The organism is Saccharicrinis sp. 156, assembly GCF_050589685.1.
Taxonomy (GTDB): domain Bacteria; phylum Bacteroidota; class Bacteroidia; order Bacteroidales; family Marinilabiliaceae; genus Saccharicrinis.
The window spans coordinates 103,968-124,461 of the sequence record NZ_JBNGOS010000003.1 but is presented as its reverse complement, the minus strand read 5'-3'; the positions used below and the strand labels follow the sequence as shown (position 1 = coordinate 124,461).

The window sequence follows — 20,494 nt, the reverse complement described above, 5'->3', positions numbered from 1 at the left end:
AAAAAGCGCTGACATTAAATGCAACGCTTTTGATTTATCATTGTGATTTTTTTGCTGAAGTTACTTCACCCGCAGTCCTTGTGTTTTTAGTTGAATCTGGTTTCCGTTGATACTATGGGCAGGGATTGATTCAGGTGTAATGGGATTTTCTATTGGCTTTTCTGCTTTTAGTGCATTTACCGGCAATTGAATTTCATAACTTCTCTTTCGACTATTTGTCAGTTCATTATCCCTCAACCAGGGATTTAAATCCTTTAACTGTTTGTAGGAGATGTCAAATTTTTTGGCAAAAGTTGCTATGTTGTGTATCGTGCTGTCCACACTGACCTTTTCTGTTTTTAGGTACGGATACATATCCTCTTTGTCAACATGAAATCCGTATTTGTCGGGATCGGAAAGGATTTCCTTCAGGGCGATGATACGATAAACATATCTGCCTGTTTCCTCGCCTAACAATAAGTTGTAGTAATCGGAAGCTTGCTGGCGGTTTAATTGCTTGCTAATACCGGCTTTGCCTGCATTGTATGATGCGGCAACCAACGTCCAGTTCTGATATTTGGCATAGGACTTTTTAAAATACTTACATGCGGCAACTGTTGCTTTTTCAAGATGATAGCGCTCGTCTACTTCACTGTTCACCTCTAAACCATATTCGCTACCTGTGCTTTTCATGAATTGCCAAATCCCTGCAGCTCCTGCCGGAGAAATAGAACGGGGCATCAATCCACTTTCAATAACCGCCAAATACTTAAAATCATCGGGAACACCGTGTTCTTTCAAGATAGGCTCGATAACCGGGAAATAGCGATTACATCGTTTAATGAATAAAACTGTTTGCGACTGCCAATACGTATTCACCAATAATTCCCGGTCGAGGCTTTCCCGTACCCAATGTTGTTCAATCGGAACTCTTTCGTTCGCAAAATTGATACTGTCGGGAATCTTCAAGCTAAAAATAGAATAATTGTCCTTAAATGTAAGCGCTTTTTCAACCGTGGGCGTGGGCGATGATGAAAAAGTAAATAATTGTGTTACGATATAAAGCGCTATGATGCTTGTAGATATTGATAATATCTTGATGTACCCCGATGTTTTTTTGCGTTTCATGGTTTATCCCCTCCTTGTTCGTTGTTAGCACTAATTTATTGAAAAAATTTAAGATAATCCCAAAATTATCATTTGTAAATACCCATTGAGAAATTCCAATAAGAAAAATCTAATCGTTTCGGAAAACTGATTAGTAAGATTTTCTATCGGGACGGCAAAAGCCTGCTGGCGTTAGAAAATACTGTATTTTCTAACAGCCGATCTCGGATAATAAATAGTTCTTGTTGTATCGGCTTAAAATAATACGTTCAAATGCAAATTTTGTTTTGAAATTATCCAACAAACTACTTTTGGGTTTTTCGCAAGCGGTTTGTAAATAAACTGGCAGTTGTGATGCAGATGGCCAACAGTGGATGACGTACCTTAACGTTGTCCTTCTTCTTCGCTGGGAACCCTGTCATCCAACTTATCGTCCATTTTACTGATGTCGTAGGATCGGAGCGGGTTTTTCGATAATTCTTTATGGGATTTTCTATTCCTGTAAATATCGATAGCCGAATAAACCGCCTGCCTAAACGATTCCTCATCCGCCTTGCCTTGCCCGGCAATTTCAAATGCTGTTCCATGGTCGGGCGAAGTTCTGACAACAGGAAGGCCAGCCGTGAAATTGACTCCAGATGAGAATGAGATAGTTTTAAATGGTATTAATCCTTGGTCGTGGTACATCGCCAATATGGCATCGAACTTTGAAAGGTTATTTGACCCGAACAATCCATCGGCCGGGTAGGGGCCAAGCGCCATGATGCCTTTGTTTTTGGCTTCTTCAATGGCAAGAATAATCACGTCTTGTTCCTCCTTACCGATTAATCCTTCGTCTCCCGCATGCGGGTTAAGACCCAAAACTGCGATCCTGGGTTTTCTGATGGTAAAATCTTCCCTTAACGATTTATTTAGGATTTTTAGCTTGCTGACAATTTTTTCCTTTGTGATGTTTTTTGATACATCGTTTAAGGGGATGTGACCTGTAACCACGCCTACTTTTAATACATCGCTGATTAACAACATCAAAGAACCACTGGTACCAAATTCAGCTTCCAGGTATTCCGTATGTCCCGGAAACTTAAAGTCATCCGACTGAATATTTTTTTTGTGAATGGGCGCTGTAACCAGCACGTCAATTTTCTTTTCTTTAAGGTCGGAAACAGCTTTACTTAGTGCGGCGTATGCCGCTTCACCACCCATTTTAGTTGCTTTGCCCAGTTCAACCCTTACACTGTCGTCTACGCAGTTGATGATGTTGGCACGTTTGGGATGTGCCTCATCCGCTGTTTTTATGTTGTTAAGGCTAAAGTTTGAAATGTTTAAAGTTTTGCGGTGATAAGCAGCTACCTTCGACGAACCGTAAACAATTGGTGTGCACATATCAAACATTCTGATATCGCTCAACGCCTTGAATATAATCTCGTAACCAATTCCGTTTATATCGCCGTGGGTTATTCCCAATCTTATTTTATCTGTCCTCATGAATTCTTTTTTTACAGCCAGTAATTAATCCTTTTCACGTATTGTCTTCCTCCATAAATATCTGGTGGGGCTTAAATATCGCCATTTTTGCGGAACTATCCGGTTAAAAGGCTATTTTTTTGTTTTTGCTTTGAAAAACTGATATAACAAACGAACACCAACTCCGGAAGCTCCTTTTCCGCGATAGCTGCTCTCTGATAAATGAAATGCCGGACCTGCAATATCTAAATGTACCCAAGGATAATCCACAAATTTCGACAGGAATTTACCCGCCGTGATGGAGCCAGCTTCTCTTCCCCCAAGGTTTTTAATGTCTGCAATATCCGATTTTATTAACTCATCATAATCGCTCCAGAACGGAAATTTAACGATTCTCTCGTGCGTTTCAAATCCAGTTTTTTCCAATTCGTTAAATGTCTTCTCATCCGCAGTTCCCATAGCAACGGTACCATACTCACCAATAGCCATTACCGCAGAGCCTGTCAAGGTGGCCAGGTCAATTACCAGTTCCGGTTCGTATTTGTTGGCATAGCTCAGGGCATCGGCCAAAATCAGCCTTCCTTCAGCATCAGTATTTAATACTTCAACCGTTAATCCGTTGTGCATGGTTAGGATGTCACCGGGAACGTAGGCATTTTTGCCGGGCCGATTATCGGTGGCAGGAACCAATCCAATCACATGAACCGGAAGCTTGTTTTTGGAAATGGCCATCATCGTTCCTATTACAGAGGCTGCCCCGCCCATATCGCATTTCATCGTATCTAAACTTCCAGGTGGGGTTTTTAGGTTAATGCCGCCAGTATCAAAAACAACTCCCTTACCCACCAGTACATATGGTTTCTCATTGACTGCATCCTCCGGTTTCCACTCCATTACTGAAAAAGTAGGAGGGTCAATGCTTCCTTTGTTAACCGCCAATAGCCCACCAAATTTAAGCGCTTCTATCTTGGCTATGTTGAAAACTTCAGCGTTAAAACCATCTTTCCCCGACTGATTGAGGATAAAATCGGCTAATTGTGTAGCATTGAGTTTGTCGACCGGTTGGTTTACCAAATCGCGCGTTAGAAATACGGATTCAATGATATTGTTTAATTCGTTGATTTCGCATCCGGTAACTGCAGTACTCGCAATGTTAATTTCTTTCAGTTCAAATTCCTCGTCTTTCTTTTCCGTTTTGTACCTCACAAAACTATAGGCGCTCAAGGCAATTCCTTCCGCCAATGCCAGGGCTTGGTTTTTGTTGCCGATAAGGTCTATCAATGAAAATTCCGAAACTTCTTCAGCTTTGAGTTTCTTGAAGATAGCGTTACCGTCCTTTCGTATTTTCTCGTTTTCTTCGTTTCCTTGTTGGTTGGTGAAACGGATAAAAACCTGTTGCGACAGTCGGTTTATATGAACCAGGGTTTTTTCCTTAGCGGTTTTGCTCTGGATATATTCAATCTCTTCTTCGGAGAATTTAAAATCGCTTAATGTGGATAAATCATTCACCAAAAAAACTAAGTGTTTTTCGTGGTTGATGTCAATAGCGTTTTTTATTATAGGATGCATATGCTTTGTTTAATGTAGTTCAGTATTCAGTATGGAAGAACGTATTTATAACTGGATTGTTCTCCTAATCTAATTCCAACCGGTCGCGGTTACTGTTTTGTTGCCTGAAATAATCGCGGGTTATCACTTTTTTTAGTTCGCGGTGAATGATTAACTCGGTTAAAACCTCGCTATAATCACTGTCCTGCATTTCTTGTTCGTACAGCATTATTTGTTTTTCGCTAATATCGATACGATACAGGAAATGCATGAAGCGATCCTGACTGTCCGAAATTAATGATGCCACATGAACTTTCATCTGTTCGAACAATTCTTCATAAAAAATTTCTGCTTTTCCCGAGAAATGTATTTCCAGTCCGAACTCGCCAAAATCTTTTTGAATCTGCCTTCCGGTTTCAACAATAAGCTCATTTTTACGGGAAGCCTGTTGTAAATCGGCTCGCGATGTTGCAGGGAAGTTCATGGTTGTTCCTTTTTAACTGGTGCATACGAGTATAAAATGGCTTCTAACTGACGAACCATATTTCTTTTTTTGGGTTTTTGAGGATTGTAAGAATAACCTTCCGTAATGATCAGCTTATTGCGTTTGGTGTTGTGATGCACCATGGTAATGAATGGGCCACCCATCATATCGCCTTGTACTTTCCATAAACCGCGAAGCACTACGGTGTTTGAGTCGGCAGGTGTTTTAATTACTTGATAGTTAATAGGGAATTGATGTTCCGTTGTCATGTAGGAACCCGCCGACGGGCCGGGAACATTTTTCATCATTGTTTCGTCCCGCTTGTTTAACAGATACTCTTTTGAGAAGCTTCCTTCGCCAACGTAATCAATTTCATATATCAACAATCCTAAACTAGAAATGCTGGTTTCTTGCGACATCCATAAAAAACCGTCCACTTCTTTTCTTAGGCTAAAGTCGAGAGGGACTTCAATGGATATCCCAAATTTTTCCTTTACTTTATTTTTCAGCTCTTTGTTAAAAGTAGTTTTGAAATATTTAGTTAAGCGCTCCCGTTCGGCTTTAGCGAAAAAACCTACCAGCTTTAATTCGTTTTCCTCCACTAATTTTTGCATGGAGGCATCGTCCTTGGCATAAATACGTACCAGGGCCTGTTGTTTGGCCCAAGTGCCCGTATGGAAATAAATACCTTCTTTTTTAACATTTTCACCCACTTCCACTACTACAATATTCCGGTAGGTTTTCATAAAGTCGGATAACGACCTGTGCGGGATAACCGAAACATCAAACATGGGTTCCTCTTGCGGCAAACCAATCATAGGCTGCACCATCATGTCCCATAATTTTTTCCCGGCTTCGGTCTTCTTTACCACATCGTTCATGACTATAATCATGACACCTGCGTTGCCCGAAGGGTTTGGTTTATGCGAATTGGGTTTTGTTTTGCAACTGGTGGTTATTATGGATAAAATAAATAACAAATAAACTAATTGTTTCATATTTTTAAATTTAATATCTGTTTTTTACTATAAACTTCTTGTAACACTAATTTACTTCTGTCAAATGATCAAGTTCGTCCTTTATAAAAAAGAAATTTTGAGCCTCTTTTTTTTTCCATACGGTTAGTTTTTGCCCCGGGTGCAGATCTTTGTCTTTTATGTTGTTCCATCTCATGATATCCTCAATGGTGCATTCATGCTGAATGGCTATTTTATGGAAATATTCACCTTTACTAACCGTATGAATGGTTTTAAAGTTTGACGGTTTGTTACTGTTTATTTGCACTCGCTCTTCACCTTGGTAAAGCAAGGGCTCCTTTTTAACAAAGATATTTACGTATTCCCTCGGAAGGAATAAGCATACCGGTTTTTTGTTAACAGGTATGGTCTGTTTCGTAAAAGCCGGATTTAAAAAGGTAAGGTCATCCATGCTTATTCCTATCACTTCCGATATTTTGTTGAGCGTAATGGTTTGTTGTACGAGGACGGTATCCAGTTGATTGAAGTTAAATTTGACAGGTGCTACCTCAATATCATAATTAGAATGGTATTCAATGGCATAATTTGCTGCAATAAAAGCAGGTACATATCCTTTTACCTGGGAGGGGAGATAAGGGCGTAGCTCCCAATAGTTGGTCTTGCCGCCCGATCGTTCAATGGCCTTTTTCACTACGCCGGCACCTCCGTTATAGGCAGCCAACGCCAACTGCCAATCGTCAAAAATCCGGTACAGGTATTCTAAATATTGGCAAGCTGCTTCCGTTGCCAAAACGGGATCACTGCGTTCGTCAATATAGGTGGTCACCTTCAGTCCAAACATATTACCGGAATGATAAAGAAACTGCCAAAGGCCTTTAGCGCCTGATTTTGATTTGGCCCTTGGGTCGAGGGCGGATTCTATGACTGCCAGATATTTAAGTTCGAGTGGTAGGTTATATTTGTCGAGATATTCTTCAAACAGGGGAAAGTATAGTTTGGAGCGGCTGATGATGTTGGCCAGGTGTTCCCTTCGTTTTACGGTATACACGTCAATATAAGCCTGAATGTGCTCGTTGTAATCCAGTTGGATAGGGGTTTGATAGTTAAGAACCTCCATTCTTTTTTCTACCATCCATGTGGGAAATTGGGGCAAGTTTTTTTCTTGTCCAGTTACTATTAACCCATAGGACATTAATAAAATCCCTACTAAGAGTACACGAAAATGTATTCGACAGTAAAAATCCTTCATTCTACCTTAAATTAAACGTCATGGTTCCAATGTTATGGCCATCTGCGAAAATATCGGCAATATATTCACCTTTCGTAAGCTCTCCGGCATCCACTTGATAGTACAGGCAAACATCCACATCTTCGCCTCCGTACTCAATGGTGCGCATCGATGAGTAATTGATTTCTTTGTTTTGGTGTTGGAACAAATCATCTTTGCTATGATATAACAGCGCGCCATCGGGTCTTAACACTCTCAAATAAATGGTTTTCTCACCCACCTCAGCCGTAATATTTTTTTGAATAGAAAAACAGATCCTTATTTTGGAAACCCTGGATGACCTGGTGGTCGTCCGGTCTTTGGAATTGAGCCCGTCCGCCTCCATATTAAAGGTTTCCAGTTTGGATGCTACTTCTACTTTCTTTTCCAAAGTTTCTTTTACCTCCTCCAATTTGCTGTAGGTGGTCTGCATGTTGGATACTTTTTTCCGGTATTCCAGATTCTCTTCCTGTAAGGCCTTGTTACTCTGGTTGAGCGAATCTATCTGAACCACATAATTTTTAAGTACTTTTCGCAGTGAGGTGAGTTCTTTTTTGTATTCCCGTATTTTAGACGAGTTGGTAGCTTTTATGGTCTGGATCTCTTCGATTAACTGCGAAATCTTTTCACGTTCCTTTTCCAGCATGATATTTAGCGTGTCGCTGTTGGTTTGTAAGGAGTCGTAATCTAGCGCCAGGTTCTCAAACTCATAGGTTAACATTTCCTTTTCCTCTATCATCTCGTCCACCAAAACCTTCATTTCGCTTCGGTTTTTAAAATAAAGAAATCCTAATATGATAATCAGAACCAGGGATATGACCCCCACAATTATGGTAGTTTGGTGCGATTTATGTGGTGTATTGTTTTCTGTATTGTCCATTGTTATGTGTGTACTATTATTTTAATAACGGCAAATTTAAAATTTTTACTGCATTACTTATAACCGGGGGGCAATTATATCATCCCAAATTTGTTGTCATAGAATGACAAATTTGCCCATAGCGTGACAAAGCTTTGAGCAACAAAGCTTTGTCGGGATTGATCCGGACATTTAAAATGAAAGAAATTTTTATTTATTTTATCAACGTATCTGTTTCATTTTCAATCGTCAGCTGATTATGCTTCGGTCACTGTCTGATATCAATTAAGGTCGGACAAAAAGTGCAAAAGTGTTGTTAGACATTTTCAGGATCATATTATTTTCATCATTTTAGAGGATGAATGTATAATTGAATTAAATTTGCCACTTATATTGAACTAAGATATTTTAAATAATGCGAAATTATATTTTTGGGTTGATTGCGGTAATAATACTGTTTTACTCCTGTGCTAACCCTGGTTATCCTACAGGTGGCCCAAAGGACGAAACTCCTCCAAAGATCAAAAAATCCACGCCGAAACCCAATGCTTTAAACTACAAAAAAGACCAGGTAACCATTGAATTCGATGAGATTATTAAGCTAGACGATGTTTATCAGAAATTTGTGGTGTCACCTCCCTTGAAAAAGAGACCGAAGATTGATGCTCGTGCCCAAAGGCTAAACATAAAATTTGACGAGGAGGAGGTACTTCAGGACAATACCACGTATACGCTGGATTTTGCCGATGCTGTTCAGGATAATAACGAAGGAAATCCTATAGAGTCGTTTGTGTTTTCTTTTTCTACCGGCGAAGTGGTGGATTCGTTCGCTATTATGGGTAACTTATGGGAAGCGAACGATCTGTCTCCCGTGGAAGGTGCTTTGGTGATGGCTCATAAAAATCTGAACGACACGGCCTTTACACATGATGTACCGGTACGTCTGGGGAAAACAGATGATGAAGGGCATTTTGCCATTCGTAACCTAAGCCCCGGAAAATATAGGATTTATGCCATTGAAGACGGCAATAGTAACTACATGTTCGATCAACCGGGAGAATACATTGCCTGGTACGATACCATTATCTCGCCATCCATGGCGTACGTGCAAATGCCCGATACTATAGCTCCGGATTCAGTCGTGTTTAAAGAAGAATTAGTGTATACTCCCAACGATTTGAAGCTTTTCTTGTTTAAAGAAGAAAGTACCGAGCAGTACTCATTGGGTGAAGAACGAAAAGATTCCAATACCCTGGCTTTCTTTTTCAATCTTCCGTTGGAGGATTTTAAATTGCAACCGGTATTAGATGAATCGGTGAAAAAGGACTGGGCAGTGTTTGAACCGTCCATGAAGAAAGATAGCATGTTTGTTTGGATAGCGGATAGTACGGTTTATAAAAAAGATACGCTTACGATGGCTTATTCTTATTTGGGGCTGGATAGTTTAAACAAACCGACACTTGTGAATGATACGGTTAAAATGTATTATTTTACCATGCCTAAAAAGAGGGAAGCCAGAAGACGGAACAAGAAAACAGAAGAGGTTGTGAATACCTTAAAGATAGGTAAATCATCATCGTCGGTTGATGTTTACAATAGCTTTAATTTTATAATGCCAACACCCGTTAAGCAATTTAATGTAAACGCTATTCATCTCATGGAAAAAGTGGATACCCTCTGGGAAAAAAGAGAATTTGAGGTTATGCAGGATTCTTTGTTTAAACGACGGTATTCGGTTAGAACCATTACCAAATGGACGCCGGGAGCTCAATATTTGCTAACGATTGATTCTGCTGCCATTGAAGATATATATGGGCTGAAATGTGATTCAATAGGTAAAATGTTTTCCGTAAAAGAGCTGGACTCTTATGGTACCTTGCTGATTAAGATGCAGCAAACAGGCGATAATTGGTTGGTTCAGTTACAGGATAATTCCGAAAACGTGATACAACAGAAGTATGTTCCTAAATCGGGAAAGTTAGGGTTTCAATATCTTAATCCAGGTACTTACACGTTGAAATTAGTGTTGGATAAAAACAGAAATGGAGTATGGGATACCGGTAAATATTCCGAAAAATTGCAACCCGAGCAGGTATATTATTATCCCGATAAAATTACTTTAAGAGCTACCTGGGAACATGCAGTTGAATGGAATGTGAAGGATTTTGATATTTACGATTTTGTGGAGAAAAACAGGAAACCCAAGACGAGGGATGAATAGTCTTCCATCAACAGTTGGAACAACGCGATGTGCCGCCACAAATAAACAATTTAATTAGAGGCGGGACTGCCGTTATTAAGTCGATAGTCATGGATTTTTTCCTGAATAATGACGTGCTAATGACCAATGACTGAAAAACCATTAAACCAATATTATTATGTCAGTACTTGTAAATTTTGCCATGTTCCCCACTGATGCAGGTATCAGTATAAGCAAACCAGTAAGTGGGATTATTGAATTAATAAAAAATAGTGGCGTTCCTTATGTGCTTGGCCCTATGGGAACCTCTATTGAAACCGAAACCATGCCGGAGGCGTTGGAGATTATCAACAAAGCATATGCGCTTTTGGAAAAAGACCACGATCGCGTTTACGCTAACATTACTATGGATGTCCGTAGGGGAGATGTGGGGAGAATGAAATCCAAGATTCAATCCATAGAGAATAAAATAGGCAAGGTAAATACATAGTTTATGATTGTAACATGTGGGTTAAAATGTATGCGGCAGAGGGTTACCATTGCTGCACTGGTGATGTTTTGTGTTTTTTCGATTCGGATCCATGCCCAATGCAATGTTGAAAATTATACTTTCAAGAGTGGAGAGGTGGTTACCTATCACGCTTATTACAACTGGCATTTTATTTGGCTGAATGCCGGAATTGTGCATTTTTCTGTTGAAGACAAAGCGTTTGGTGGTGAGGATACCTGGTTTTTGTCGGCATACGGGAGGACGTACAGTGGTTACGACAAGTTTATGAAGGTTCGAGATACTTTTGAGGTATATGTTGACAAAGAGCGTTTTGACCCAATTTATTTTAATCGCGTAACAAAAGAGGGGAGCACCGTAGGTCACCACCAATATTGGTTCGATTACGATAACCGGGTTATTAAAACCAAAGTCAAAAAAAACAAGGAAACGGTATTCAGGGATAGTGTAGTGGTATTAGAAGATTGTACCGCCGATTTGCTGTCGATGGTATACAAAGCCCGAAACCTTGATTACGCCAAATATCAGGTGGACGAAAAAATTCCTATCCGGATGATTGTGGATAATAAAATTTTCGATTTGTTCATTCGTTATCAAGGCAAGGAGATTATCACGAACAGGGATGGCAGAAAATTTAAGTGTTTGAAATTCTCCCCAATGTTAGTTCCGGGAACAATTTTTAAATCGGGCGAAGCTATGACGGTTTGGGTAACCGACGATGCTGCAAGGATACCAATTGTAGTGGAGGCCAAAGTGTTGGTAGGTTCGGTTAAGGCGGTATTTGTTGATGCCATTGGTTTACGGAACCCCATTACCGCCGAGCTGTTTTATTGATCCTTTTCCACAAAAAAAAGCTGCCCGAAGAATCGAACAGCTTTCGCATATTTAATATTTTATACTAAGTTACTGAATCAATCTTTTCCCAACAGAAATAACGGTTTTGCCAGCTAAGTCGTTTATAATAATAGCGGCCATCATATACCATGCTCCGCCGGCACATATTATCAAATCCCAGGCAGCAAATTTGGTTAACTGAGGGAATCCAAAATGTGCAAGATCCAACAATACAAAGCCAATAAGTAAGGTAGCAAAAGTAAACGTCATGGCAGTGTTCACCCGTAACGAGGCCACAAACAATATGGCGGTATACAAAGTCCACGCAACCAAAAAGAACCCTACATCGGTATGCGATGCTTTATAAACGCTAAAGTGGTTCAAAAACCAGATAATACCTAGTCCGATCCAGAAAGAACCATAACCAACAAAAGCGCTATATCCAAAGTTGTTGCCCATTTTTTGTTCCTGAAAACCGGCAATCATCTGCGCCAATCCTCCAAAAATTATTCCCATGGACAACACTGGGCCTAGCCCCATCCAACCAAGATTATGAAATTGCAATAACAAGGTAGTTAAGCCAAATCCGGCCAAGCCTACTACCGCGGGGTTTCCGATTTTCATTTTAAGTAGATTTAAATTTTAGCCCGCAAAAATAAGCTAAGAGATTGGGACACACAAATGTATAATTGTTAAAAAATGTTTGAATAACCCAATTGGATATTTCATCGTTGATACAATTTGCAATTACTCCTAAAATGACTGTTTCTGTTAGTCATTTTTAAAGATCAATTATTGCAGTGTTGGAAATTTTCCACTTATTGGCAGCGTTCTTTTCCATTTTGTAAAAATCATTAAAACGAACACACTTTATATGCCTGTAAAAGGAATGGCAAAATAAAAGGTTGAACCTTCACCCACTTCCGATTCTGCCCAAATGGTTCCATTCATCAGATGAACCAATTTTTTACAAATAGAAAGGCCAAGTCCGGTACCTTTCTGCTTGTTGATTCCATCGTGTTGTGCCTGCGTAAACCTATCAAATATCGTGTTCATATATTGTTTCGGTATTCCTATCCCCGTATCTTTAACGTAAAAAATAATTTCTGCGGAATCGGTTATAATACCCACCTCTACATTTCCCGACTCGGTAAACTTAAGGCTGTTGTTGATCAGGTTGGTGAGTATTTGTTGTATTTTAGAAGGGTCACCACTCAATATAGCCATATTACATTTGGTAGTGTTTAACGTCAAGGTGTTATTACGCCTTTCGGCTACCGGCTTAAAGAACGAAATAATTTCTTTGAGCATGGAACTAATGTCGAACACAACAGACTCCACCACTATCTGTCCTGTTTCTATTTTGGAGAATTCAAGGACATCGTTAATGATATTCAACAATTGTTGTCCACTCGAGAGAATTACATTGAGATAATCCTCTCTTTGTTCCGAGGTTAATTCCAACATTTTCAGCAATTCGGCAAAGCCTATTATTCCGTTCATTGGCGTGCGTATCTCATGGCTCATATTGGCCAGGAAGGAGGATTTTAACATGTCACTCTCCTCTGCTTTATTTTTCGCAATCCTTAACTCCTCATTTTTTCTTTCAAGATCTTCCCGTGCTTTTTTTCGCTCCCTTAAATCTCTGATGATAGCCAGGTAATTTTTCCCCGAAGGTTTTTTTGAGTTCATTTCGATGGGAATCCGCTCGCCGTTCTTACCCAGAATGTTTCTTTCAAAAATTATGGATTGGCCCACATCCAACAAATCGAACCGCAGTGGTTTCTCTTCAAGGGATTCCGGGGCGAAAATACTTGATATGTGTTTGTTCAACAGCTCGTTCTTTGAAAAACCGGTTATCGCTTCAAAGCCGCTATTTATTTCAAGCATGTTTCCATCCGCATCTCCTATAATTATGCCGTCTCCGGCATTCTCCACAACAGCGCAATACTTGTTTTCGCTTTCTACCAGCTCCTTTACAGATTTTTTGTAGTCCGATATATCCCAGACTACAACAATTCTTGCATCCCTTCCTTCAAAAGTATGTTTTTTTGATTGAATCTGGGCATGAAACAGGGTGTTGTCCTTTCTCACGACATCTATCTCAAAAGGTGTATCCAGTGGGTTTGCGATCCTCTCCAGCGCCAACTCGCGATGTTCCGGCACTGCTAGGTCCGCTGCAAACATACCCAACACCTCCTCTTGAGAATACCCTATCATGTCGCACCCAACTTGATTGGCTTCAATGCAATACCCTTTTTCTGTAATAAACACGCCCTCGAACACTGTTTCGGAAAGCACCTTGTACTTTTCTTCAATATCACTGAGTGCTTCCTTTAAATTGGATATTTCTGATTGTGTATGATTGTTGCTTTCTTCCATGAATATAATTAGTTAGCTGTGTTAAAGATTTGCAAACGTATAGTTCTTGCACGTAATGTTTACGCTTTCCAACCTTAATAAATTATGATAATTTCATCTTACTCGCATATATAACTAAACTGTGCGTATGGGCGACAATATAATTAATAAACATTTCTTTTTCCAGTTTTTAACGTTTGTTGCCAGGTTAAGTTTAAGCTAAGTATAAGAGTGTAAACTTTGTTTTTAGTTATTAATTAGATAATTTTGCGCACTAATTTAGATTTTTTCAAAATAGCTAATAACAAATACAAAATATATAAACCATGGATAAGAAAACAATTCTTGTTATTCTGGATGGATGGGGATTTGGAGACAAATCAAAGTCCGATGTAATTTCAACTGTTGAAACTCCGTACTGGGACAGTTTGATTGAAAAATACCCAAATTCGAAGCTAAACGCTTCCGGGGAATTTGTTGGTTTGCCAGACGGACAAATGGGTAACTCGGAAGTAGGTCACCTAAACATTGGTGCCGGAAGGGTAGTTTATCAGGATTTGGTAAAAATTAACCGCGCTTGTGCCGATGGTTCTATTGCCAAGAACCCGGAGCTGGAGAAAGCATACAACTATGCCAGGGAGAATGGTAAAAAAGTACATTTGCTTGGTCTGATGTCTCAAGGAGGTGTTCATAGTAGCCAGGCACATATCCATAAATTAATAAGTGTTGCCCAGGAGTATGGTTTAAGCGATGTGTTTGTTCATGCCTTTATGGACGGTCGGGATACAGACCCTAAGAGTGGAAAGGGATTTATGGGTAATTTGTTGGCGCACATGGATCAAACGGTTGGTCAGGTGGCAACAGTTACAGGCCGTTATTATGCGATGGACCGCGATAAGCGATGGGAGCGTATTAAAGTGGCATACGATGCCATGGTTGCCGGTGTTGGAGAAACAACGGCCACTGATGTGCTGGAAGCTATCCAGGCCTCGTACGATGCCAATGTTACCGATGAGTTTATCAAGCCAATTGTAAAGGTTGATGCCGATGGAAACCCGGTTGGCAAAATTGAGGAAGGTGATGTAATAGTATTCTTTAACTTCCGAAACGACCGTGCAAAAGAGCTAACTATGGTTTTAACGCAACAAGATATGCCGGAACTAGGAATGAAAACGATTCCGCTTCATTATTGCACCATGACTCCTTATGATGCTACTTTTAAAGGAATGCATATTCTTTTTGACAAAGCAAATGTGGAAAATACCATTGGCGAGGTTGTTGCAAAAGCAGGACTTAAGCAGTTAAGAATTGCCGAAACTGAAAAATATGCCCACGTAACCTTCTTTTTCTCGGGAGGACGCGAAGAAGTATTCGAAGGCGAAGACCGCATTTTGGTGAACTCACCCAAAGTGGCCACCTACGACCTGCAACCGGAAATGAGTGCCTATGAAGTAAAAGATAAAGTCGTTGCCGAGTTGAACGCAAACAAATACGACTTTATAACTCTAAATTTTGCCAACGGAGATATGGTAGGTCATACGGGAGTTTACGAAGCCATTGAAAAAGCGATTAAGGCTGTTGACGAATGTGTGGAAGGTGTAATTGAAGCCGCTAAAGCTAACGGTTACGAAGCCATCATAATTGCCGACCATGGTAACGCCGACAATGCCGTAAATGCCGACGGCTCACCAAATACCGCTCACTCGTTAAATCCAGTGCCATTTGTTTGGGTATCAGACAGAGAAGGAACTGTTAAAGATGGTGTATTGGCCGATGTAGCTCCATCGTTGCTTAAACTGATGGGTGTTGAGCAGCCCGCCGATATGACCGGTGAATGCTTAATTCACCTGAAGTAGGATTTCTCGATATAATTATAAAGCAGTAATTCTTTGGGTTACTGCTTTTTTCTATTTTCAACTATTTTAATTGTGAGATGATTCAAATTGATGATAAAATAATTAGCCTGGAACTGTTCACCAACAAATTTATTTGTAACATTGCCAAGTGCCATGGTATTTGTTGTGTGGAAGGTGATTCCGGTGCGCCGTTGGAGGAGGATGAAGCGAAAATCATCGACAATATTTATCCCAAAATTAAACACCTGTTATCACCTGAAGCTATAAAAACTATAGAAGAAGAAGGTGCTTCGGTTATAGATTTTGAGGATGAGTTGGTTACGCCTATTATTCATGGCAAAGAATGCGTTTATACCTACTTCGATAACAAAGGGGGTGTTCATTGTGCCATCGAAATGGCCTGGAAACAAGGTTTGGTAGACTTCCGAAAACCTGTTTCCTGTCACCTGTATCCCATTCGAACTAGGAAATTAAGCCAGGGCGAGGCCATGAATTACGATGTTTGGCCAATTTGTGATGATGCCCGTGCACTTGGAGAAAAAGAGGGGGTTCCTGTGTACAGATTCTTGAAAGAACCAATCATCAGAAAATATGGCGAAGCCTTTTATGATGAAATGGAAGAATCGGAAAAGATATTGAAGGAGAAAGGATTGCTTAACGGTTAGTGGTTACAATCGGATATCAGTTAGCAAAGGATCTCATTCATAGCGTAAACGTAATTAGTAGATCCAACTTTATATCGTACTGAAATATGACTAAAAAGGAACGATTTGAAAAAATAATTGAATGGTTTCAGGCCAATATGCCTGTTGCGGAAACCGAGTTGGATTATTCAAATCCTTACGAACTTTTGGTAGCAGTTATCCTTTCGGCCCAATGCACCGACAAAAGGGTAAACTTAATTACGCCCGACCTGTTCCAACGTTATCCTTCGGCCAAAGAATTGGCAGAGGCCGAGCCGGCTGAGGTATTCGACTATATTCGTTCATGTACTTATCCTAACAACAAAAGCAAACACCTGGTAGGCATGGCCAAAATGCTGACGGCCGATTTCAATAACGAAGTACCTGACGACATCATACAATTGCAAAAACTGCCCGGTGTCGGAAGAAAGACGGCTAACGTAATTGCCAGTGTGGTGTATGAAAAACCTGCCATGGCTGTAGATACGCATGTATTCCGGGTTTCGGAACGCATAGGGCTTACTACCAACTCAAAAACCCCGCTTGAAACCGAGAAGCAGTTGGTAAAACATTTTCCCGAAGATTTACTCCCTATTGCCCATCACTGGTTAATACTACATGGTCGTTATGTTTGCATCGCAAGGTCTCCCAAGTGTGCCAAATGCGGGTTGCAAGATTACTGCAAGTATTATCAGAAAAACGGGAAGTAAAACATCAAATACGCCTTTCCTTATAAGTATCATTCCGTTAGAAAAATCAAACCATCATTATTAGATATAACAAACGAAACTGCTACAGACGCAAATGAATTTACATTAACCAGCATAACTGCTTATCCAAACCCTGTTAATCAGGATTTCTTCAAAATCAAAGGATTACCAGCTGATGCTAGTATTGAGATTTATTCAACAGATGGGATTAAGTTATTTCAAGGCGAAGCGCTGCAAAGCGAAATCATTGTTAATTGTAGCACTTTTCCTAAAGGCGTGATTTTGGTAAATGTTCAATTTGAACATTTCAAGCAAACATTAAAAGTAATAATAAACTAATTCAACCCCAAGATTTTCACTATGGACTAGTATGACATTACTATTCCATGGTGATCGTTTATGTTTTTGAAACCCTACTTTTGTATAAAAGTAAAATTGGCAGCCTACCTAATCAATACCCCCAATCTTTGGCAAATTCATTCACTCTTCTTTTTAGTTCCTCGGTTTTATTTTCGCCTATTGTAGCAGTCATCACCTTAAGTTTGGCTTTAGCCTCTATACCTACGGCATTTTCAACTTTTTCGAACATATCGTCCTCTTGGCCTTTGGACTCCAGTTTAGCACGACAAGTTTGGTAAGTAATTTCCTTGTTGATCATGTATATGTCCCAATCCACCTTTTCAATTTCGTCGCAATCAACATCCATAGGAGATGAGGCATGCTTTAGTTCCTCGGGTTTTGGAAGTTCGCATTTAAGCAAAGCAAGCACATCTAAAATACCTGCCCCATAAATTTCTGTATTCCAACCATCGGGTTTACGCGCACTTCTCTTCAGGCAAGTCCTAAAGGCTTCAACCCGTTGCCAGGGTTCTCTATAAATACCATTCAGTTTCTCGTCGCTATGATGCGCTATCCAAATAATTGCCGCTGCCGCTGTGATTGGCGTTGAAAATGATGTTCCTTCACTCCACCTGTAACCGTATTTTCTGCCTTTTCGTGCAAAAGGAACGTACATATCGAAACCCGGTGCCGCAATATCCACCTCTGCCCCCCCAAAAGTTTTCTCCCAGGCTTCATCGTCCTTGGTAGATACGGTGGTTGTTATCGTTTCCGGAAACTTAGAGGGATAGGTCCATATTCTTTTTACCCCTTTCACATGACTTCCCGGAGCGGACACCCAAATTACGCCATTATCATATGCCTCCTTTACGGCTTCCTTCCAGCTTCTCAGACGCAACAATCCGGCATGGCTCGTCGTAATCACTTTACAACCGTCCGCCATGGCTTGCCTGGCAGCATGGGCCATTTTATTGTTAAAGGAAATAACGGTTTCCGAAATTCTGTAAGGTATTAGGTTTAAGTAAGGAAAAATTCCATCGGTATTATCTTTGTTTTCTCCCACAATACCGGCATTTTTGGTATTTACCCCAATCACAACGCCGGCCGTGGAGGTTCCATGCGATGCCCACTTGAACGGTTTGGCATTCCTCAATCGGTCCTTGGCATTGCGTTTTGACGGGCGACCTATAAAAATGGATAAGATCCGGTCCAGAAAGGTATTGACATAATTATATCCAAGTTCCTTTTTTACTTTTGATAATTCGGGATGATCACTGTAACCGGTATCAAGCTGAGCCAATATCAGATTTGTTTCGCCTCCATCATATTTGCCTATGCCCAGGTTAAATTGTTCCTCGGCATATTTAAGGGCATCGGGAAATCTGGAATTGGCATGAAACCAATTGGGATCAGGACGATTTTCAGGTATCACATTTACCACTTGACTGAGCGGGACATCATAATCTTCAAGTTCAAATTTATATTTCGTGTTTATAACAGGATCTACATCTAAAACACCATGTATGCGAGCTATCTCTCTTGCCTTATCCCATACCAAGGATGATGACATGAACTGCCTGATCGTATAAATATTTTTCAGATAATCATTTCTCTTCTTGTTAAGGCCTTCCTTAAATACAGGAACAGGTCTAACACCAAACTTTTTTTTAATCTGGATAAAGACTTGTTGTTTCACTTTTTCATCTTCACTCAGATACAATTCAAAACCTTGCCACCAATACATCGCATCTCATTTTAAGTTTCCTGTTCCAGAATTTACCTTTTTTATCATCTAATGTCAAGAATCGTTGCCATTTCATTAAGCCAACCTGGGCAAGCCACAATGATTCAAGGCAATAAATTATTATGAACACATCGAATTTTCGTTACTAATTTGGTGTCTGCAAGAAAAAGTAGTTTTCTTGCAAAGACCATTCATTCAGCTTAGGCTAAATAATATATTAGTTACCCACTCCCGGCTGAATGGGAACCAATGGAAGTTCGTAGACAATAGTCATGGGGCCATATCCCAAATCAATCTTAGTTTCTCCTTCCATTTTATAACTGGTTGGGTTTCCTGTGATAAAATCGAGGATACCCTCGTTTGATTTACTCCAATCCAATTGCATGGTAAGGCTCATCTCTTTGTCACTGCGTGCTTTAATAGTAGTGTTACCGTCCTTAGGAACAGCCTGGAACAATAAGGGCTGCCAGTTGCCCGATTTAAAATGATTGAAAAATGACGGAGCCTCAACCGGAAAATAATTGGGGTTATAAATCTTAAATGGAATCTCTACTTTAATACCATAAATGTTCTTGCCCGGATAACTCACCAGCAAATCTTCATCTACAAAATTGCCCCAGTGCTGTTTAAAAGTATTCCAATTGGCTACGACCTGGTTCCCAACCACAGGTTTAGCATAGGTTTTTACAAAATGATCCATGATATTCTTACCGCTCGGATCCATATCCTTGACTTTACTCACAAAATTCTCCCATTGTTCTCTTCTGCTATCAGGCGTACCCGGCAGCAAAACCAAGCCTGAAATAAAAAAGCCTATATCATCCATTAGGCCTAAATCCTCTAATTGCTGTATAAAGTCGAAACCTGAACTTGTGGAAAATTCCGCATCGATTATCGAGGAAACAAAAGGTGCAAAAGCATCTTTGTATATCTCCAGATTTATGGTTTCCATTTCCCCCAGCATAACCACCCTGGCCGGTTTATTGGTTATTTTACGGATTTCAGGCATTAATGGGAAACGCAATGTGTCACCATAACTAAATGTTAAGGTGTGGTTTCGGAGGACTTGCCTTCCAAAAATGGTAGGTATTTTGATACCATAATCGGCCAAATCAATTTTAACATCCGCTAAAAATTCAAGATAATTGTCCCTGCCCAACACATGTAAACTTTGCAGCGTTTCCTGGTTCAATGCAATCTCAAAATTATACGGCTTCATTAATTCGGTTTTGCCCTTCAGCACAAAACTCTCCACCGATTTAACATCGGCTACAAATGGTTTGTTGTTAATCTTCAGATTAAAGTCGTGCGCAGGAATTACAATATCCATATTTAGTGGATTGGTAAACAGAAAGCGCAAATTAACATTCAATTTCAATTCTTTAAGCTCAGGGCCAGTCTGCACACTTTCTATCTTAGGCCCTTGAAAACGAACGCTGGGGACTTTTTCGTAGACTTTACAACTGGAAATAAAAACACAGAAAATAAGGAAGGGAATCAAAGTTTTCATGATGCGTTGGTTTTAAGTTTTTCTTAAGCACAACAGCCCAAACAATTAATTAGTTTATTGCAGG

18 protein-coding genes are annotated in these 20,494 nt (G+C 40.0%); 7 read left to right on the top strand and 11 right to left on the bottom strand.

Going from position 1 to position 20,494, the window contains the following annotated elements:
* Window positions 1-60: 60 nt before the first annotated feature.
* From ACRD64_RS02305 to ACRD64_RS02275, 7 genes are all read right to left on the bottom strand, one after another.
* A complete protein-coding gene (locus ACRD64_RS02305; protein WP_430931536.1) occupies window positions 61-1,107 on the bottom strand; it encodes a lytic transglycosylase domain-containing protein in 1,047 nt (348 codons plus the stop codon).
* Window positions 1,108-1,470: 363 nt separating this feature from the next.
* Window positions 1,471-2,571 (bottom strand): 4-hydroxythreonine-4-phosphate dehydrogenase PdxA, encoded by a 1,101-nt coding sequence (gene pdxA / locus ACRD64_RS02300; protein ID WP_430931535.1) that lies wholly within the window; start codon window positions 2,569-2,571, stop codon window positions 1,471-1,473.
* 111 nt (window positions 2,572-2,682) lie between these two features.
* Window positions 2,683-4,119, bottom strand: a complete 1,437-nt coding sequence (locus ACRD64_RS02295; RefSeq protein WP_430931534.1) for a leucyl aminopeptidase family protein — start codon at window positions 4,117-4,119, stop codon at window positions 2,683-2,685.
* Window positions 4,120-4,183: 64 nt separating this feature from the next.
* Window positions 4,184-4,582: a hypothetical protein gene (locus tag ACRD64_RS02290; protein WP_430931533.1), complete on the bottom strand. Its 399-nt coding sequence runs from the start codon at window positions 4,580-4,582 to the stop codon at window positions 4,184-4,186.
* Window positions 4,579-5,580 (bottom strand): DUF4837 family protein, encoded by a 1,002-nt coding sequence (locus ACRD64_RS02285; protein ID WP_430931532.1) that lies wholly within the window; start codon window positions 5,578-5,580, stop codon window positions 4,579-4,581. The genes ACRD64_RS02290 and ACRD64_RS02285 overlap by 4 nt, the downstream gene beginning before the upstream one ends.
* Window positions 5,581-5,626: 46 nt before the next feature.
* Complete coding sequence (locus ACRD64_RS02280; RefSeq protein WP_430931531.1) at window positions 5,627-6,691, bottom strand: transglycosylase SLT domain-containing protein; 1,065 nt, start codon at window positions 6,689-6,691, stop codon at window positions 5,627-5,629.
* A gap of 118 nt (window positions 6,692-6,809) precedes the next feature.
* Entirely contained in the window at window positions 6,810-7,706 is an 897-nt protein-coding gene (locus ACRD64_RS02275; protein ID WP_430931530.1) for a hypothetical protein, read from the bottom strand.
* A 394-nt stretch (window positions 7,707-8,100) separates the two neighbouring features.
* Between ACRD64_RS02275 and ACRD64_RS02270 the strand changes: the two genes are divergently transcribed.
* The 3 genes from ACRD64_RS02270 to ACRD64_RS02260 all read left to right on the top strand — a co-directional run bounded on the left by ACRD64_RS02270 (window position 8,101) and on the right by ACRD64_RS02260 (window position 11,227).
* On the top strand, window positions 8,101-9,906 hold the full coding sequence (locus ACRD64_RS02270) for an Ig-like domain-containing protein (RefSeq protein ID WP_430931529.1): 1,806 nt from the start codon (window positions 8,101-8,103) through the stop codon (window positions 9,904-9,906).
* Window positions 9,907-10,063: 157 nt separating this feature from the next.
* Entirely contained in the window at window positions 10,064-10,375 is a 312-nt protein-coding gene (locus ACRD64_RS02265; protein ID WP_430931528.1) for a thiamine-binding protein, read from the top strand.
* Window positions 10,376-10,378: 3 nt separating this feature from the next.
* A complete protein-coding gene (locus tag ACRD64_RS02260) occupies window positions 10,379-11,227 on the top strand; it encodes a DUF3108 domain-containing protein (protein WP_430931527.1) in 849 nt (282 codons plus the stop codon).
* Window positions 11,228-11,296: 69 nt separating this feature from the next.
* On the opposite strand, the gene ACRD64_RS02255 is transcribed toward ACRD64_RS02260, so the two are convergent.
* Both ACRD64_RS02255 and ACRD64_RS02250 read right to left on the bottom strand, forming a co-directional pair.
* Window positions 11,297-11,851, bottom strand: a complete 555-nt coding sequence (locus ACRD64_RS02255; protein ID WP_430931526.1) for an acetate uptake transporter — start codon at window positions 11,849-11,851, stop codon at window positions 11,297-11,299.
* 246 nt (window positions 11,852-12,097) lie between these two features.
* Window positions 12,098-13,609 carry a PAS domain-containing sensor histidine kinase gene (locus tag ACRD64_RS02250; protein ID WP_430931525.1) on the bottom strand — a complete coding sequence of 504 codons (1,512 nt, stop codon included), beginning with the start codon at window positions 13,607-13,609 and terminating at the stop codon, window positions 12,098-12,100.
* 305 nt (window positions 13,610-13,914) lie between these two features.
* Here ACRD64_RS02250 and gpmI point away from each other — a divergent pair, with 305 nt between their 5' ends.
* The 4 genes from gpmI to ACRD64_RS02230 all read left to right on the top strand — a co-directional run bounded on the left by gpmI (window position 13,915) and on the right by ACRD64_RS02230 (window position 17,176).
* Complete coding sequence (gene gpmI, locus ACRD64_RS02245) at window positions 13,915-15,444, top strand: 2,3-bisphosphoglycerate-independent phosphoglycerate mutase (RefSeq protein WP_430931524.1); 1,530 nt, start codon at window positions 13,915-13,917, stop codon at window positions 15,442-15,444.
* 77 nt (window positions 15,445-15,521) lie between these two features.
* The gene (locus tag ACRD64_RS02240) at window positions 15,522-16,109 is read left to right on the top strand and encodes a DUF3109 family protein (RefSeq protein WP_430931523.1); all 588 of its coding nucleotides are present in this window, start codon (window positions 15,522-15,524) and stop codon (window positions 16,107-16,109) included.
* Between the two features lie 86 nt (window positions 16,110-16,195).
* Window positions 16,196-16,837, top strand: a complete 642-nt coding sequence (nth, locus tag ACRD64_RS02235) for an endonuclease III (protein WP_430931522.1) — start codon at window positions 16,196-16,198, stop codon at window positions 16,835-16,837.
* 3 nt (window positions 16,838-16,840) lie between these two features.
* Complete coding sequence (locus ACRD64_RS02230) at window positions 16,841-17,176, top strand: T9SS type A sorting domain-containing protein (RefSeq protein ID WP_430931640.1); 336 nt, start codon at window positions 16,841-16,843, stop codon at window positions 17,174-17,176.
* A 112-nt stretch (window positions 17,177-17,288) separates the two neighbouring features.
* On the opposite strand, the gene ACRD64_RS02225 is transcribed toward ACRD64_RS02230, so the two are convergent.
* Together ACRD64_RS02225 and ACRD64_RS02220 are read right to left on the bottom strand one after the other, a co-directional pair.
* Entirely contained in the window at window positions 17,289-18,920 is a 1,632-nt protein-coding gene (locus ACRD64_RS02225) for a S8 family peptidase (RefSeq protein ID WP_430931521.1), read from the bottom strand.
* A 217-nt stretch (window positions 18,921-19,137) separates the two neighbouring features.
* Window positions 19,138-20,430, bottom strand: a complete 1,293-nt coding sequence (locus tag ACRD64_RS02220) for a hypothetical protein (RefSeq protein WP_430931520.1) — start codon at window positions 20,428-20,430, stop codon at window positions 19,138-19,140.
* Window positions 20,431-20,494 lie beyond the last annotated feature (64 nt).

What these genes read in the sequence shown, in the direction of transcription:
- ACRD64_RS02255 (WP_430931526.1), bottom strand. Translation starts at nt 11,851, where the DNA reads ATGAAAATCGGAAACCCCGCGGTAGTAGGCTTGGCCGGATTTGGCTTA.
- nth (WP_430931522.1), top strand. Translation starts at nt 16,196, where the DNA reads ATGACTAAAAAGGAACGATTTGAAAAAATAATTGAATGGTTTCAGGCC.
- ACRD64_RS02280 (WP_430931531.1), bottom strand. Translation starts at nt 6,691, where the DNA reads ATGGTAGAAAAAAGAATGGAGGTTCTTAACTATCAAACCCCTATCCAA.
- ACRD64_RS02240 (WP_430931523.1), top strand. Translation starts at nt 15,522, where the DNA reads ATGATTCAAATTGATGATAAAATAATTAGCCTGGAACTGTTCACCAAC.
- ACRD64_RS02220 (WP_430931520.1), bottom strand. Translation starts at nt 20,430, where the DNA reads ATGAAAACTTTGATTCCCTTCCTTATTTTCTGTGTTTTTATTTCCAGT.
- pdxA (WP_430931535.1), bottom strand. Translation starts at nt 2,571, where the DNA reads ATGAGGACAGATAAAATAAGATTGGGAATAACCCACGGCGATATAAAC.
- ACRD64_RS02295 (WP_430931534.1), bottom strand. Translation starts at nt 4,119, where the DNA reads ATGCATCCTATAATAAAAAACGCTATTGACATCAACCACGAAAAACAC.
- ACRD64_RS02260 (WP_430931527.1), top strand. Translation starts at nt 10,379, where the DNA reads ATGATTGTAACATGTGGGTTAAAATGTATGCGGCAGAGGGTTACCATT.
- ACRD64_RS02290 (WP_430931533.1), bottom strand. Translation starts at nt 4,582, where the DNA reads ATGAACTTCCCTGCAACATCGCGAGCCGATTTACAACAGGCTTCCCGT.
- ACRD64_RS02285 (WP_430931532.1), bottom strand. Translation starts at nt 5,580, where the DNA reads ATGAAACAATTAGTTTATTTGTTATTTATTTTATCCATAATAACCACC.
- gpmI (WP_430931524.1), top strand. Translation starts at nt 13,915, where the DNA reads ATGGATAAGAAAACAATTCTTGTTATTCTGGATGGATGGGGATTTGGA.
- ACRD64_RS02305 (WP_430931536.1), bottom strand. Translation starts at nt 1,107, where the DNA reads ATGAAACGCAAAAAAACATCGGGGTACATCAAGATATTATCAATATCT.
- ACRD64_RS02265 (WP_430931528.1), top strand. Translation starts at nt 10,064, where the DNA reads ATGTCAGTACTTGTAAATTTTGCCATGTTCCCCACTGATGCAGGTATC.
- ACRD64_RS02270 (WP_430931529.1), top strand. Translation starts at nt 8,101, where the DNA reads ATGCGAAATTATATTTTTGGGTTGATTGCGGTAATAATACTGTTTTAC.
- ACRD64_RS02225 (WP_430931521.1), bottom strand. Translation starts at nt 18,920, where the DNA reads ATGTATTGGTGGCAAGGTTTTGAATTGTATCTGAGTGAAGATGAAAAA.
- ACRD64_RS02250 (WP_430931525.1), bottom strand. Translation starts at nt 13,609, where the DNA reads ATGGAAGAAAGCAACAATCATACACAATCAGAAATATCCAATTTAAAG.
- ACRD64_RS02275 (WP_430931530.1), bottom strand. Translation starts at nt 7,706, where the DNA reads ATGGACAATACAGAAAACAATACACCACATAAATCGCACCAAACTACC.